General features: G+C 67.8%; 12 protein-coding genes and 1 pseudogene. 10 read left to right on the plus strand and 3 right to left on the minus strand.

Going from position 1 to position 14,219, the window contains the following annotated elements; genetic code table 11:
* Positions 1 to 20: 20 nt before the first annotated feature.
* Both WS62_RS36140 and WS62_RS09305 read left to right on the plus strand, forming a co-directional pair.
* Positions 21 to 323, plus strand: coding sequence for a hypothetical protein (locus WS62_RS36140; RefSeq protein WP_156440920.1), 303 nt, complete (start codon positions 21 to 23; stop codon positions 321 to 323).
* Between the two features lie 284 nt (positions 324 to 607).
* Positions 608 to 1,237 (plus strand): NAD-dependent dehydratase, encoded by a 630-nt coding sequence (locus WS62_RS09305; RefSeq protein WP_066570464.1) that lies wholly within the window; start codon positions 608 to 610, stop codon positions 1,235 to 1,237.
* Positions 1,238 to 1,476: 239 nt separating this feature from the next.
* Here the strand turns inward: WS62_RS09305 and WS62_RS09310 are convergent, their stop codons facing one another.
* Positions 1,477 to 2,811 (minus strand): aminotransferase-like domain-containing protein, encoded by a 1,335-nt coding sequence (locus tag WS62_RS09310; RefSeq protein ID WP_066570466.1) that lies wholly within the window; start codon positions 2,809 to 2,811, stop codon positions 1,477 to 1,479.
* A gap of 90 nt (positions 2,812 to 2,901) precedes the next feature.
* Between WS62_RS09310 and WS62_RS09315 the strand changes: the two genes are divergently transcribed.
* The gene (locus WS62_RS09315; protein WP_066570468.1) at positions 2,902 to 3,519 is read left to right on the plus strand and encodes a DJ-1/PfpI family protein; all 618 of its coding nucleotides are present in this window, start codon (positions 2,902 to 2,904) and stop codon (positions 3,517 to 3,519) included.
* Positions 3,520 to 3,979: 460 nt separating this feature from the next.
* Positions 3,980 to 4,990 carry an acetyltransferase gene (locus tag WS62_RS09325; protein WP_066570472.1) on the plus strand — a complete coding sequence of 337 codons (1,011 nt, stop codon included), beginning with the start codon at positions 3,980 to 3,982 and terminating at the stop codon, positions 4,988 to 4,990.
* A gap of 276 nt (positions 4,991 to 5,266) precedes the next feature.
* Here the strand turns inward: WS62_RS09325 and pbpG are convergent, their stop codons facing one another.
* Entirely contained in the window at positions 5,267 to 6,388 is a 1,122-nt protein-coding gene (gene pbpG, locus WS62_RS09330; RefSeq protein ID WP_197422802.1) for a D-alanyl-D-alanine endopeptidase, read from the minus strand.
* A gap of 357 nt (positions 6,389 to 6,745) precedes the next feature.
* Here pbpG and WS62_RS09335 point away from each other — a divergent pair.
* Positions 6,746 to 7,871: pseudogene (locus WS62_RS09335) on the plus strand (acyltransferase family protein).
* On the opposite strand, the gene WS62_RS37355 reads toward WS62_RS09335, so the two are convergent.
* Positions 7,799 to 8,161 (minus strand): hypothetical protein, encoded by a 363-nt coding sequence (locus WS62_RS37355; RefSeq protein WP_197422804.1) that lies wholly within the window; start codon positions 8,159 to 8,161, stop codon positions 7,799 to 7,801. The pseudogene WS62_RS09335 and the gene WS62_RS37355 sit on opposite strands and share 73 nt — an antisense overlap.
* Before the next feature lie 250 nt (positions 8,162 to 8,411).
* On the opposite strand from WS62_RS37355, the gene polX reads away from it, so the two are divergent.
* The 5 genes from polX to WS62_RS09370 all read left to right on the plus strand — a co-directional run bounded on the left by polX (position 8,412) and on the right by WS62_RS09370 (position 14,204).
* Positions 8,412 to 10,262 (plus strand): DNA polymerase/3'-5' exonuclease PolX, encoded by a 1,851-nt coding sequence (gene polX / locus WS62_RS09345; protein WP_066570480.1) that lies wholly within the window; start codon positions 8,412 to 8,414, stop codon positions 10,260 to 10,262.
* Between the two features lie 269 nt (positions 10,263 to 10,531).
* Complete coding sequence (locus tag WS62_RS38780) at positions 10,532 to 10,930, plus strand: hypothetical protein (protein WP_066570486.1); 399 nt, start codon at positions 10,532 to 10,534, stop codon at positions 10,928 to 10,930.
* Between the two features lie 93 nt (positions 10,931 to 11,023).
* Positions 11,024 to 11,320: a hypothetical protein gene (locus tag WS62_RS09360; RefSeq protein WP_066570488.1), complete on the plus strand. Its 297-nt coding sequence runs from the start codon at positions 11,024 to 11,026 to the stop codon at positions 11,318 to 11,320.
* Positions 11,317 to 12,906 (plus strand): TolC family protein, encoded by a 1,590-nt coding sequence (locus WS62_RS09365; protein ID WP_066570491.1) that lies wholly within the window; start codon positions 11,317 to 11,319, stop codon positions 12,904 to 12,906. The genes WS62_RS09360 and WS62_RS09365 overlap by 4 nt, the downstream gene beginning before the upstream one ends.
* Positions 12,903 to 14,204, plus strand: coding sequence for a copper oxidase (locus tag WS62_RS09370; RefSeq protein WP_066570494.1), 1,302 nt, complete (start codon positions 12,903 to 12,905; stop codon positions 14,202 to 14,204). The genes WS62_RS09365 and WS62_RS09370 overlap by 4 nt, the downstream gene beginning before the upstream one ends.
* Positions 14,205 to 14,219 lie beyond the last annotated feature (15 nt).

Genomic DNA, 14,219 nt, shown 5'->3' on the forward strand with positions numbered 1-14,219 from the left:
CGGCTTTGAAGGAGGTCTTGATGGTGGATTCCACTGACGCCGATCGGCGGCAACGCGTCCTGACCACGTTGCTGGCCGCTTGCCGGTATCGCGAATCCGCCGCGCGCGCGGCATATTCGTTCGCGCATGCGAACCGATGCGATGCGGAGCCGCTCGATCCGATCGCGCCGAAGACGAGCGCCGCGCCGCCGTCGTCGTGCGTGCCGGCGGTCCGCCATTGGGGGCGACGGACGGAAAGCTCGATCGAGGTCTCGTGGCGCGATCCGGCCTCCGCGAGCTACGGCGAGCGGATCTGGATTTTCATTGCTGCGCTTCGCACGTGACATCGAGCGTGACGATCGATCATTCGCCGAATCGTCCTTCGACGCCCGTTCGGGCTCGTCGGCGACGCGGCGAGCCGCTTTGCCGCAGATTCGCGGGCGCATCCCGGCAACGCTGTAGAATTCGAATCGCCATACCAAGCCGACGGCGAGTCGGCCGGCTCGCCTCAGCCCGTCATGTCGCGCATCGCTCCACTGCGGCGCGAGAATCGAGTGCGACTCGGAAAAGCGCATTCCGATAGCGCCGTTCGAGTATCTGGAGCATCACCCACTCTGAGGAAATCAGGATGAAGCTGCTTCTCGTCGGATCGACCGGACTCGTCGGCCGCCACGTGCTCGACCTGGCGCTTGCCGAGCCACGCGTCGACAGTGTGGTCGCGCTCGCTCGCCGCGCGTTGCCTGCGCATCCGAAGCTACAGGCTCCACGCGTCGACTTCGATCACCTGCCCGAGGACGCGCCGTGGTGGCGCGCGGACGCGGTGATCTGCACGCTCGGCACGACGATGCGGGCGGCCGGCTCCCAATCGGCGTTCCGGCGGGTCGACCACGACTATCCGCTTGCCGTCGCGCGCATCGCGCGGCAGCACGGCACGCCGGCCTACGTGCTCAATTCGGCCGTCGGCGCGGACGCATCGTCGCGCTTCTTCTACAGCCGCGTGAAGGGCGAACTGGAGCGGGATCTGGCCGGTCTCGGGTTCGCTTCGCTGACGGCGGTGCGGCCGGGCCTGATCGGCGGGCACCGTGACGAGTTTCGCCTCGGCGAACGCGCCGCGGTGTGCGCGCTGACGCTGTTCGGACCGCTGCTGCCGCGCGGCTGGCGGCTCAACCCGGCGCCCCGGATTGCGCGCGCGCTGATCGAGGCGGCGCTGAATCCGGAGCCGGGCATGCATGTCGTTGCGTCCGATCATCTGACCTGACGGCTGCGCCCGCCCGCTGCGGGTGCCGTCGGCGAAGCCATGTGGCACGTCAGTCGGATTCTCGGTCGGGACAGCCGCGCTGCGCGTGGAGATGGTCGGCGCGGATCGGTCAGTTGCGCGCGCAAGTCTGGTTGATTCGAAACCGCCGTAATCGGTCATGCCGGTTGTATTCAACGCTGAGTACGCGATCTCGGCTCCGACCCCCGTCGGAAAAGGCGTAAATCGATCCAGCGACCGTCTCAATGCGAATACGCGTCGATCACCCGCCTGACCTTGCCCAACGCGTCGCGCAGCGTTTCCGTATCCACGGACCCGAGCGCGACGCGAATCGCATGCGGCACGTGCGCGGACGTCGCGAACGGCTCGGCAGTCGACACCGAGACCTGCTCGCGCATCAACGCCATCGCCACCTGGTCGGCACGCGTTTCTTCGGCGAGCGGCAGCCACAGGAAATACGACGCCGGATGACGGACGCACCGCAATCCGGCGAGCGCGTCGCTCGCGATCGATTGCCGGGCGGCCGCATCGCGGCGCTTCTCCGCCTCGAGGCGCGCGACGGTTCCGTCGTCGAGCCAGCCGCAGGCGATCGCCGTCATCACGCCGGGCGTGTTCCACGTCGTGCCCCTGATCGCGCGCTCGATCGCCGGCACCCACGGTGCGGGCGCCGCGACGAAACCGACGCGCAGCCCGGTCGCGACGCTCTTCGACAGCCCCGAGACGTAGACGGTCGCCTCCGGCGCGAGCGCCGCGATCGGCGCGGGCGGGTTGTCGGCGAGGAACGCATACGCGGCGTCCTCGATGATCAGCAGCCCGTGGCGGCGCGCGATCGCGACCAGCCGCCGCCGCCGATGCGCGCTCATCACCCAACCAAGCGGGTTGTGCAGCGTCGGCATCGTGTACACCGCACGCACCCGGCGGCTTTGGCAGAGCCGCTCGAGCGCGTCGAGATCGGGCCCCTGGCCGGCCGCCGGAATCGGCGCGAGCTCGAGACGCTGCGCGTCGGCCACGATCTTGAAGCCCGGATAGGTCAGCGCGTCGGCCGCGACGACGTCGCCGGGGCGCAAGCGCGCCATCGCCGTCGCGGCGAGCCCGTGCTGCGCGCCGCTTACGATCGTCACGCGCTCCGCGTCGACCGACAGGCCACGGCAGGCGAGATGGCGAGCGACCGACGCGCGCTCGTGCCACCGTCCGCCGTGAGGCTGGTAGCGCAGCAGCGCATCGAGGTCGCCGGACGACGCGAGCCGCCGCAGCGCGCTTCGCAACAACTCGGCCTGCTCGGGTAGCGACGGATAGTTGAAACCGAGATCCACCATGCCGGCGGCGGCCGCGTGCTGATCGATGCCGAGCCCGCGCGGCAGCGCGGTTTCCCGGACGAACGTGCCGCGGCCGGTTTCGCCGCTGACGAGCCCCATCGCTTCGAGCTCCGCGTAAACGCGCGTCGCGGTGACGAGCGCGAGGCCCGCGTCGGCCGCGAGCCGGCGATGCGTGGGCAGGCGCGTGCCGGGCGGCAGGCGGCCCGAGCGAATGTCGGCGGCGAGCGCGTCGACGAGGTGTTTGTAGCGGGCGTGGGCCATGTGCCGATGTATCCATGACAATTATTTGATTGTATTGATTTTCGGACATACGATGCGTCGTCGCAATCGACACTCACCGGAGACCATGTCATGCATATCGCAATCCTGACTTTCGAAGGCTTCAACGAGCTCGACTCGCTGATCGCGCTCGGCATTCTCAACTGCGTGAAGAAGCCGGGCTGGCGCGTGTCGATCGCGAGTCCGACCGCCCGCGTCCGGTCGATGAACGGCGTCGCGATCGAAGCGCAGGCGTCGCTGCGCGACGCGAGCGATGCCGATTCGGTCCTCGTCGGCAGCGGGATGCGGACGCGCGAAATCGTCGCCGATGCCGCGCTGATCGCGCAGCTTCGGCTCGATCCGTCGCGGCAGCTGCTGGGGGCGCAATGCTCGGGCACGCTCGTGCTCGCGAAACTGGGGCTGCTCGACGGCGTGCCGGCGTGCACCGATCTCACGACGAAGCCGTGGGTGCAGGAAGCCGGCGTCGACGTGCTGAACCGGCCGTTCTTCGCGAACGGCAACGTCGCGACCGCGGGCGGCTGTCTTGCGTCGCACTACCTTGCCGCGTGGGTCATCGCGCGTCTCGAAGGGCGGGAAGCCGCGGAGCGCGCGCTGCATTACGTCGCGCCGGTCGGCGAGAAGGAGGATTACGTGTCGCGGGCGATGGGGCACGTCGCGCCGTTTCTGACGGAAGCGTCGACGGCTGCGTGAGCGAGCGGGCGCCGGGCGCGGGTGCCGGCGGCGGCACGCGGCGCGCGCTCGTGTGCCGGCTTGGCCGGGATCGGGCGGCGGTCGGGGATGGCGCTTCACGTTCGGCGGGCGTGACGGCGCAAGGGAGCAAGCGTGGCGTGCGAAGCGAAGTGAAACGCTTGGCCTCGGCCGTGGCTCGTCAGGTGTCGGATGCGTCGCCGGAGCAAGCATTGCCGACGCGATCGTCGGCCGGCGAAACGATACAATCGTGGCGTTGCGATTCGTCACGCGGCGCGCGGCGCGCAATCGGCGCTATACGTGCCATACAGCGCCACACGGCGCGAGGCGACAGCCGGCGTTCGCTCTTCACGCACGGCGCTTCGTTCCGGCGAAACGCGTCGAGCGCCGATCGATTGCTTTGTGGAGGCACATTTTGAATTCCGGTATCGCCCGTCGCGGAAATCACGGCCCGCAAGCGGCAATGCACGAAAACGCCGGCGGCGCCGGGCGCACGCCGCCGACGAGAATCTTCGCATTCAACGGCGACGCCGACGGCCTGTGCGCACTGCAGCAGCTGCGTCTCGCCGAAGGACCGGGAGGCACGCTCGTGACGGGCGTCAAGCGCGATGTCCGATTGCTGGATCGCGTGTCGGCCGCGGCGGGCGACGAAGTCACGGTCCTCGACGTGTCGCACGACCAGAACCGCGCGGACGTCGAGCGACTGCTCGCGGCGGGTGCGCGTCTGCGCTACTTCGATCATCACTTCGCGGGCGCGCTGCCCGGCCATCCGAACTTCCATGCGTACATCGATACCGCCGCGGACGTCTGCACGAGCGCGATCGTCGATCGATACCTGCAAGGGCGCCACGCGCGCTGGGCGATCGTCGCGGCGTTCGGCGATGCGCTGCCGCAGCTCGGTCACGCGCTCGCGCTTGCGCATCGCGTCGAGCCGGTGGCGCTCGAGCGGCTCGCGCAGCTCGGACAGTGCCTGAACTACAACGCGTACGGCGAGCGCGTCGCCGACCTGCATTTCGATCCCGCCGCCTTGGCGGAAACGATGCAGCCATTCGCGGACCCGCTCGACTTCATCGGCAGTACCGACGTGCTGCGCGTGCTGAGCGACGGATACCGGGACGATCTGCGCCGGGCGCGCGCGGTGCGCCCGGAAGTGGCGACGCCGCACGCGATCATGCTCGTGCTGCCGCCGGAGAGTTGGGCGCGCCGCGTGACCGGCGTGCTTGCGAACGAGGTCGTGCAAAGCCATCCGGCGTGCGCGCTGGCGATCCTGAGTCCGAAGACGGACGGCGGCTACGTCGTCAGCGTGCGCGTCCCGGTGAACAGCACGCTCGGCGCCGACGATTTCTGCCGAGGCTTCGAAACGGGTGGCGGACGCAAGTGCGCGGCCGGGGTCAATCATCTGCCGGCCGATCAGCTCGACCGGTTCGCCGCGCATTTCAAGACGACGTTCGACGAGCCCATCGCAAGCGCATGAGACGCACGAGCGGCGCGCGGTCGATGGCCTTCGCGCGAAGCCGAACGTGGGCGCGATCATGAGGATTGCCGAGCGGCGATGAGAATGCGCTGCGCGAACGACTGCCCGGCACGATCGAGCGTCGTCTCGCAGTTCATGTGGCGACAAACGGCGGCACGTTCACGGCGTTGTGCGGCCGTGCGGCGTGGCGCGCGTGGCGACGCGAGTTCGTCGAACGTCGCCGCCGCGCGTGTCGCGTCGACAACGAACGTGCGCCGCCGTCCGAACCCGTTCGGCTCAGTTGCCGCCCGTCGCCGAATTCGCTTCCGTCACGTGCGCGCCGCCCGACGTTAGCATCGTGCGCAGCCGCGCCGCGTCGAAGAAATCGGCGTGACGCCCGGCCGAATCCAGCAGCACCATCACGACCTCGCGCCCGTCGATCGTCGTCTGCATCACGAGGCAAATGCCGGACTCCCTGATATAGCCCGTCTTCTGCACGCCGATGTCCCAGTCTTCGTTGCGCAGCAGAATGTTCGTGCTGTGGTAGTAGAGCGTACGGCGGCCCGTGTCGACTTCGTATTTCAGGTCGGTCGAATACTGCCGGATCAGCGGATATTGGTAAGCCGACTTGACCATCTTCGCGAGATCGCGCGCGGTCGACACATTGTATTTCGATAGCCCGGTCGGATTCTCGAAATGCGTATCGGTCATGCCGAGCGATCGCGCCTTCTGATTCATCGCATCCACAAACGCCTGCCGGCCGCCCGGGTAGTAGCGCGACAGCGCCGCCGCCGCGCGATTCTCGGACGCCATCAGCGCGATGTGAAGCATGTCGTCGCGGCTCAGCGTCGAGCCGATCGCGAGGCGCGAGCCGGTGAACTTGTCCTGATCGCGATCGTCGTCGGTTACTTCGATCTGCTCTTCGAGCGGGGCCTTCGAATCGAGCACGACCATCGCGGTCATCAGCTTCGTCACGGACGCGATCGGCACGACCGATTGCGAATTTCGGTCGAACAGCGTTTCGCCGGTATGCTGGTCGATCATGTAGGCGATGTTCGAACGGAGTCCGAACGGCCGTGACGCATTGTGCGGCTCGAACGCGCGGGCGCTCAGCGGCGCGCGCGGCGAGAACGTGACCCGGTGGACGCCGCCTGCCAGCCTGTAGCGGCCGGCTTTCAGATGGCGCGTGGCGACTGCGCGCCCCACGAGCGATGCATGGCCCGATTGCGGATGAAAACTCGCTTTCCTGATGGACGCGGAAGCCGTGGGATGCCGCTTCGGCACGAAGGATTTCGCCTGCGCGTCGAACGACGCAACGGCGAGTACGGCGGCAAGGACAACCGGCAACACCGCCCACTTCGAGATACGAAGTACGGTTTCGCACATCGCTTTCAACGAGGAAAACGGTGTCGCTTTCATGGTGCCCCAATTATTGGATTCGAGCTTTGGATCGATTATAGTAACGGGACATTACGTTAGCAATTACAGTGACATAGGAAATATTCCTCATCCAAATTATTTAATTTGAAACGATCGTTTTTATTTTTACGGAATGAGGATTTTTCCGGCCGAACAAACGCGCGGCACCCATTGCGCCGTATCGCATCCGGGCGATGCGCGCTGTCGCGCGGGCGCCTCGGCGCACGCGCTCGCCCGCACGGAAACAGCGGGCCCGTTCGTCGTCATTTGAAGCACGGCCGGCGAAAACCGCGCTCGTATCGAACACGGCGCGCACGCGGCGAGCCGGCCATCGCTTCGGCGTGAAATGCGAAAACGATGGAATCGAAAAGAAGAAACGACGGTGTCGACTTGTTGCGCGGGATCGCCATCCTGCTCGTCCTGATTCTGCATTTTCATCTGACGTACCGGCTGAACGTCACGCCGATCGATTCGCCGTTTCTGTCGGATGCGCTCAAGGCGGTCGCGCGAAACGGCAATTACGGCGTCACGATGTTCTTCGCCGTGTCCGGGTTCCTGATCATGTCGACGCTGATCCGGCGCTTCGGCTCGCTCGGCGCGATCGAGCCGGCGACGTTCTACGGGTATCACGCGTCGCGGATCGTGCCGTGCCTCATGCTCGTCCTGCTCGCGATCGTGGCGCTCGGTTCGCTCGGCCTGCGCTCGTTCGTCGACAAGCCGGACACCGCGAGCACGCTCGTCGCGGTGCTGTCGGTGCTGACCTTCTGGCACAACGTGCTGATGGCGAAGGCGGCTATTTCAATTACGCGATGAACATCCTGTGGTCGCTGTCGGTCGAGGAGGCGTTCTATCTTGCGTTCCCGATCCTCTGCCTGCTGCTGCGGCGACGTCGCTACATCGTGCTGTTCCTGTGCGTGCCGATCGTCGTCGGGCCAATCTACCGAAGCCTGCACGCGCACGACGAAATCGTCGCGCTGTACGGCTACGGATCGTGCTTCGACGCGATCGCGATGGGATGCTGCGCGGCGCTGCTTCCATTGCGCCGAATCTCGCGCGGCCGGAGCCGGCGATCCGGGCGATTGCCGCCGCCGCGATCGCAGTCGTCTACCCGTGCGGGCCGATCATGCAAAACGTCGTGTGGGGCGTGTCGGTCGTCGCGTTCTGCACCGCGACTCTGCTGTGCAGCTTCAGGGATGGATCGCATGACGAGGCAAACGCGCCGCATGCGGCGCTCCGCTTGATCCGTTGATTCGGACAGCGGAGCTATGAGCTGTACCTGTTTCATTTCGTCGTGCTGGGCATTCTGCGCGAGTTCGTCACGCGAGAGATGATCGGCGTGGACGCAAAGCCGCAGTGGCTGATCTTTTACGTGGGTGTGTCGGCGCTCGTCGCAGAGCGCGTGTTCAGGTGCTATTCCGAGCCGTTGAACGACGCGCTCAGACGGGGTGTCGCGCGATTTTCGCCGAGATATCCGCAGAAGTGATTCGCCTCGCGGCGTCCGCCTTTTCGGGCGCGATCGTCGATTGGCCGCGATCGGATCGCTCGACGCGCGGCTTCGGTGCGGTGTGATACCGCCTCGGGAATCGCGGGGCTCAATGGAGGCCGACGCGCCAGCTGGGGCCGCCGCTTCATGAAAAAAATACAAATTGCCGGCCGAGCTTCGTTGTCCTGATCTGGAATCGATCCCGATCGCGCCGTGCGCATCCCCGCACCGTTTTGCCCGGCGTCGCGCGCATGCTTAGGCTGCGCGAGCGCGCTCGAAATATGCGACATCGATCGAATTGATCCAGCGCAACGACGTGCCCCGCGCCCCGCCTATGCTGGTCCTGTCGTGCCGGGCGTCGAGCGAACGGATCGCGATGCCGGCCGCCGGCAGCACCGCCGCCGGCGCTCGCGCACGGCCCCGATGCTCGTCGCGGCCTAAGATGAAAGCGCGCGACACATGCGCGCGACGGCGTGGCGAGCCGCCTGGCGCCGACGCGCCATGTCGCGCACCGCCGTCCATCTGAAGGCGAGGTCGAACATGCCGATCCACAACGCCGATTTTGCGGCGGTCTTTGCCGAGATCGCCGATCTGCTCGAGATACAGGGGGCCAATCCGTTTCGCGTGCGCGCGTATCGCAACGCGGCGCGCACGGTCGGCGGGCTCGGCCGCGACATCGCGGCGATGGTCGCCGACGGGAAGCGTCTCGACGATATTCCGACGATCGGCCCCGATCTCGCCAGCAAGCTGCGCGAAATCGCGACGACCGGCACGTGCGGGCTGCAGCAGCAACTGCGCCAAGCGCTGCCGCCCGCGATCGTCGAGCTGCTCGGCGTACCGGGGCTGGGTGCGAAACGCGTGCGCGCGCTGCACGACGCGCTGCACGTCGAGACGCTCGAGCAACTGAAGGAAGCCGCCGAGAGCGGCAGAATCCGCGGACTGCCGGGCTTCGGCGAGAAGACCGAGGCGCACATCGCGGAGGCGATCGGCGCGCGGCTGCGGCGCAAGTCGCAGCGCTTCCTGCTGTCGTTCGCGACGCAGTCTCTGACGCCGCTCCTCACGTATCTGCGCGAGACGCCGGGCGTGAGCGAAGCGCTCGTGGCCGGCAGCTTCCGGCGCCGGCGCGAGACCGTCGGCGATCTCGACATTCTCGTGACGGCGAGCGATCCGGCGAACGTGGCGGCGCGCTTCGTCGGATACGACGAAGTCGCGCGCGTGCTCGCAAGCGGCGACACGCGCTCGAGCGTCGTGCTTCGCTGCGGAATCCAGGTCGATCTGCGCGTCGTCACGCCGGCGTCGCTCGGCGCGGCGCTCGTCTACTTCACGGGATCGAAGGCGCACAACATTGCCATGCGCCGCATCGCGCAGGCGCGCGACCTGAAGATCAACGAGTACGGCGTGTTCCATGGCGAGCGGCGCGTCGCCGGTGCGACCGAGGAGTCGGTCTACGCGTCGATCGGCCTCGACTGGGTGCCGCCCGAGCTTCGTGAGAACCAGGGCGAGATCGAGGCCGCGCGCGAAGGCCGCCTGCCGGCCCTCGTCGAACGCAAGGACCTGCGCGGCGACCTGCATGCGCACACGAACGCGACCGACGGCGAGGACAGCCTGCGGGACATGGCGCTCGCGGCGCGCAAGCGTGGCCTCGAGTATCTCGCGATCACCGATCATTCGCGCCGGCTCGGCGTCGCGCACGGCCTCGACGCGGAGCGCCTCGCCAGACAAATCGACGAGATCGATCGCCTGAACGAGACGCTCGAAGGCATCGTGCTGCTGAAAGGCGTCGAGGTCGACATCCTCGAGGACGGCAGCCTGGATCTGCCCGACGACGTGCTCGCGCGGCTCGATCTGGTGGTCGGCGCGGTTCACGGTCACTTCGATCTGTCGCGCGCCGCGCAGACCGAGCGGGTGCTGCGCGCGATGGATCATCCGTCTTTCACGATCCTCGCGCATCCGTCGGGGCGGTTGCTCGGCGAGCGCGACGCGTACGACATCGACCTTGCCCGCGTGATCGAGCATGCACGCGCGCGCGGCTGCCATCTCGAGCTGAATGCGCAACCGCGGCGGCTGGATCTTGCCGATGTCTGGTGCCGGCAGGCGGCCGAGGCCGGCGTGCTCGTGTCGATCGACTCCGATGCGCATCGCCGCGAAGACCTGAACTATCTCGGGATCGGCGTCGATCAGGCGCGGCGCGGCTGGCTGACGAAGGCGCAGGTGCTCAATACGCGCACGCTCGCGCAACTGCGGCCGCTGCTCGCGCGGACGATGAGCGGGAGCGCCGCGCCGGCCGCGGGCGGCTCGACGAAACGCCCGTCGAGCAAGCGGGCGACAGCGCGAAGCACCGGCGCGAGCGGCGCGCGTCGCACGAAGAAGCGCGGGCACGCTTCGGCTTGAGCGGACGCACGTCGTTGCCGGATACGCTGTTCGACAGCATCGGTCAATGCGGCGTGTACGTTGGCAAAGTCGATCGACGTCTACCGGATCGCCGCGCAGCAGAAGCTCGCATCGGTGACGCTCGGCGCGTACTGCAGCGATTCGCGCTACGCGGCGCACGCCGGTTCGACGTTCCGCCGCACCGATGCGGCGACGTCGCGCCGCCGGGCTCCTTTCGACGTGCGGAAAGCACTTACGGTCGTCGTCGCTGCATGCTAGACTCCGCCCCTATGTCATATTGGCGCAAGCTCTTCGTTATCGTGTTGTTGGCACTGAGCCTTCCGGTTCAGTCGCTGGCGGCCGTCTCGGCGAATTGCGAGATCGCGCACGTCGCCGGCGGCGCGCCTGCCCGCCATTTGCTGCAAGCTGGAACGGAAAGCAGTCACGGCGTGCTCGATATGACCGTGGCCGCAGCCGACCATCGGCATCCCGGCCAGGGCGACGCACATCATGCGCACCCATGCGCGACCTGCGTGTCGTGCTGCGTCGGCGCCGGCCTGCCGGCCGGCTCCGTCTCGGCGGCGTCCTTCGACGCCGCGCGCATCATCCCTTCCTTTCCTCAAGACGCCGGCGCCGTGTCGTTCCTGACGGACGGCATCGAACGGCCGCCCCGAACCTCTCTCGTCTGATCCTTCGGGTCGCAGCGCGCTCGCTGCGATACGCAAACTCGTCCTGACGGCGCGCATGCGCGCCGCCGGGACGGCTGATGACGAGAAAAATTCATGCGAAAGATTTCAGCAGCGCTGCTCGGCGCGTCGGCGGCATGGCCGGCGCTCGTGCACGCGACGATGTTCGCCGATCCGGCGGACGCCGCGGCATCGGTGCCCGCCATCGTGGCGCCGTCCGCGCTCGACGGCTACCGCGGCTACCGCGACGACGACGGGCCGACCTGGCAGCAACTGAACCGCGCGGTGGCCGAGCCGCCGCGCAACGCGGCGGCGCCGTCCGCCAAGGCGGGCAACGGCGCGGCCGCCGCGCACGGCGGGCACGGCGCGATGCACGGGGAAGCCGCCCAATGACGCCGCGCCTCGTTTCCCTCCGGATCTGCGCCGCGGCGGCCGTACTGGCATTCGCCGCGGGCTGCACGACGTTCTCGAAGGACGGCGGCTTCGGCGCCGTCTCGACCGCGGCTTCCGAGCGCCTCGGAAAAGACGCGGTGCTCGTGAAGACCGATGCCGATCGCGACGCGGTCGCGCACCGCACGCGGGAACTGCTGTCGAAGCCGCTGAGCGTCGACGGCGCGGTTCAGATCGCGCTCCTGAACAATCGCGGGCTCCAGGCTTCCTACGCGGAGCTCGGCTTGTCCGAAGCCGATCTCGTGCAGGCCGGCCGGCTGCCGAATCCGGGCTTCACGTTCAGCCGCACGCGTTCGAGCAACGATCTGAGCATCGGCCGGACGTTTTCGATGGGCGTCCTGAGCATTCTGACGCTGCCGCTCGCGACGAAGATCGAAGGCCGGCGTTTCGAGCAAACGAAGCTCGAGACCGCCGACGCGATGCTGAAGGTCGCGGCGGATGCGCGCCGCGCGTACGTCGAAGCGGTCGCGGCCGCGCAGGCGGCGACCTATGCGGAGCAGGTCAAGGACTCGGCGGACGCCGGCGCGGAGCTCGCGCGGCGGATGCGGCAGGCCGGCAGCTTCAGCCGGCTCGACTACGCGCGCGAGCAGGCGTTCTCCGCGGACGCGATCGCGCAGTTCGCGAACGCGCGGCAGCGCGCGGTGGCGGCGCGCGAGAAGCTCACGCGCATGATGGGCTTGTGGGGAGCGTCGGCCGAATACGAGCTGCCCGACCGCCTGCCCGATCTGCCCGCCGAGCGGCCGCAGCTCGACGGCCTCGAGCGCTTCGCGATGGAGAACCGCCTCGACATCCAGGCGGCGAAGCTGAGGACGCAGGGTGTCGCGACGTCGCTCGGCCTCACGCAGGCGACGCGCTTCGTCAACGCGCTCGACGTCGGCTTTCTCGACAACTACGAGACCGACAAGGGCCACGAGCACGGCTACGAGATCAGCGTCGAGATTCCGCTGTTCGACTGGGGCGGCGCGAAGGTCGCGCGCGCGAAGGCGAGCTATCTGCAGTCCGCGAACCGGCTCGCGCAGACCGCGATCGATGCGCGCTCCGAAGTGCGCGAATCGTACGCGGCCTACGTGACGCGCTACGACGTCGCGAAGCACTATCGCGACGAGGTCGTGCCGCTGCGCAAGACGATTTCCGACGAGATGCTGCTCCGCTACAACGGGATGCTCGTCAGCGTGTTCGAGCTGCTCGCCGACGCGCGCGACCAGGTCGGCGCCGTGAACGGCTATATCGACGCGCTGAAAGACTACTGGCTCGCGGAGACCGATCTGCAGCAGGCGGTCGGCGGGCGTCTGCCGCACGGCGCAGCGGATGCGGCGGGCGAGTCGCGCCCGGCCGCGCCGGCCGCCGCCTCGGCTGCGTCGACCTCGTCCGCTGCATCGGCTGCGTTCGCGCCGGCAATCGCATCCCCGGCATCGGCGGCGTCCGCCGCCATCGCGCCGGCTCCCGCACACGCACACGCACACGCACATGGGCAAGCCGCCGCGCCCGCGGCGCCGCCCGCGTCATCCACGAATCCGGAAGGTAAATAAAGATGGTGTCACGTCGAACATTTCTCGGTGGCTCCGGGGCCGCGCTGCTCGGCGCCGCGCTCGTCAGCAAGGCCGGCGCCGCCACGCTGCCCGAGGCGCCGACGATGGCGGAGGCCGCGACGCAGCCGCCGCTCGTACCGCCGAACGGCCGTCCGTACACACCCGTCGTCACGCTGAACGGCTGGACGCTGCCGTGGCGAATGAAGAACGGGTGGAAGGAATTCCATCTGATTGCCGAGCCCGTCGTGCGCGAGATGGCGCCCGGAATGAAGGCGAATCTGTGGGGCTACAACGGCCAGACGCCGGGACCGACGATCGAGGCGGTCGAAGGCGACAAGGTGCGCATCTTCGTCACGAACAAGCTGCCCGAGCATACGGCGGTCCACTGGCACGGCATGCTGCTGCCGTGCGGGATGGACGGCGTCGGCGGCCTCACGCAGCCGCACATTCCGCCCGGCAAGACGTTCGTCTACGAATTCCAGCTCGAGAAGCCCGGCACGTTCATGTACCACCCGCACGCGGACGAGATGGTGCAGATGGCGATGGGGATGATGGGCACGTTCATCGTGCATCCGAAGGATCGCGGCGCGATGCCCGTCGATCGCGACTTCGTGTTCCTGATGTCCGCATACGACATCGATCCCGGCAGCTTCACGCCGCGCGTCAACGAGATGACCGACTTCAACATGTGGACGTGGAATGCGCGCGTGTTTCCCGGCATCGATCCGCTGCCGGTGCGCGCCGGCGACCGCGTGCGGATTCGTTTCGGCAACCTGACGATGACGAACCACCCGGTTCATCTGCATGGCTATGCATTCGAAGTGGCGGGCACCGACGGCGGCTGGATTCCGCCCGCCGCACGCTGGCCGGAGGTCACGGCCGACGTCGCGGTCGGCCAGATGCGCGCGATCGAATTCACCGCGAACCGTCCCGGCGACTGGGCGTTCCATTGCCACAAGTCGCATCACACGATGAATGCGATGGGACACCAGGTGCCGAACCTGATTGGCGTGCCGCAGAAGGATCTCGCGAAGCGGATCAACAAGCTCGTGCCCGACTACATGGCGATGGGCAGCACGGGTGGTGCGATGGGCGAGATGGAGATGCCGCTGCCCGACAACACGCTGCCGATGATGACGGGCATGGGCCCGTTCGGCCCGCTCGAGATGGGCGGGATGTTCACGGCCGTGAAGGTCAGGCAGGGCCTCGGCCGCAACGACTTTCGGGACCCGGGATGGTTCAGGCATCCGAAGGGAACCGTCGCATACGAATACACCGGCGAATTGCCGGCGCGCTGAGTCTTGCCGGGCCGG

This window comes from Burkholderia sp. ABCPW 14, assembly GCF_001523835.1.
GTDB classification, from domain to species: Bacteria; Pseudomonadota; Gammaproteobacteria; order Burkholderiales; family Burkholderiaceae; genus Burkholderia; species Burkholderia mayonis.

What these genes read in the sequence shown, in the direction of transcription:
- WS62_RS37355 (WP_197422804.1), bottom strand. Translation starts at nt 8,161, where the DNA reads ATGTCGCATATTTCGAGCGCGCTCGCGCAGCCTAAGCATGCGCGCGAC.
- WS62_RS09360 (WP_066570488.1), top strand. Translation starts at nt 11,024, where the DNA reads ATGCGAAAGATTTCAGCAGCGCTGCTCGGCGCGTCGGCGGCATGGCCG.
- WS62_RS09310 (WP_066570466.1), bottom strand. Translation starts at nt 2,811, where the DNA reads ATGGCCCACGCCCGCTACAAACACCTCGTCGACGCGCTCGCCGCCGAC.
- WS62_RS09365 (WP_066570491.1), top strand. Translation starts at nt 11,317, where the DNA reads ATGACGCCGCGCCTCGTTTCCCTCCGGATCTGCGCCGCGGCGGCCGTA.
- pbpG (WP_197422802.1), bottom strand. Translation starts at nt 6,388, where the DNA reads ATGAAAGCGACACCGTTTTCCTCGTTGAAAGCGATGTGCGAAACCGTA.
- WS62_RS38780 (WP_066570486.1), top strand. Translation starts at nt 10,532, where the DNA reads ATGTCATATTGGCGCAAGCTCTTCGTTATCGTGTTGTTGGCACTGAGC.
- polX (WP_066570480.1), top strand. Translation starts at nt 8,412, where the DNA reads ATGCCGATCCACAACGCCGATTTTGCGGCGGTCTTTGCCGAGATCGCC.
- WS62_RS36140 (WP_156440920.1), top strand. Translation starts at nt 21, where the DNA reads ATGGTGGATTCCACTGACGCCGATCGGCGGCAACGCGTCCTGACCACG.
- WS62_RS09305 (WP_066570464.1), top strand. Translation starts at nt 608, where the DNA reads ATGAAGCTGCTTCTCGTCGGATCGACCGGACTCGTCGGCCGCCACGTG.
- WS62_RS09325 (WP_066570472.1), top strand. Translation starts at nt 3,980, where the DNA reads ATGCACGAAAACGCCGGCGGCGCCGGGCGCACGCCGCCGACGAGAATC.
- WS62_RS09315 (WP_066570468.1), top strand. Translation starts at nt 2,902, where the DNA reads ATGCATATCGCAATCCTGACTTTCGAAGGCTTCAACGAGCTCGACTCG.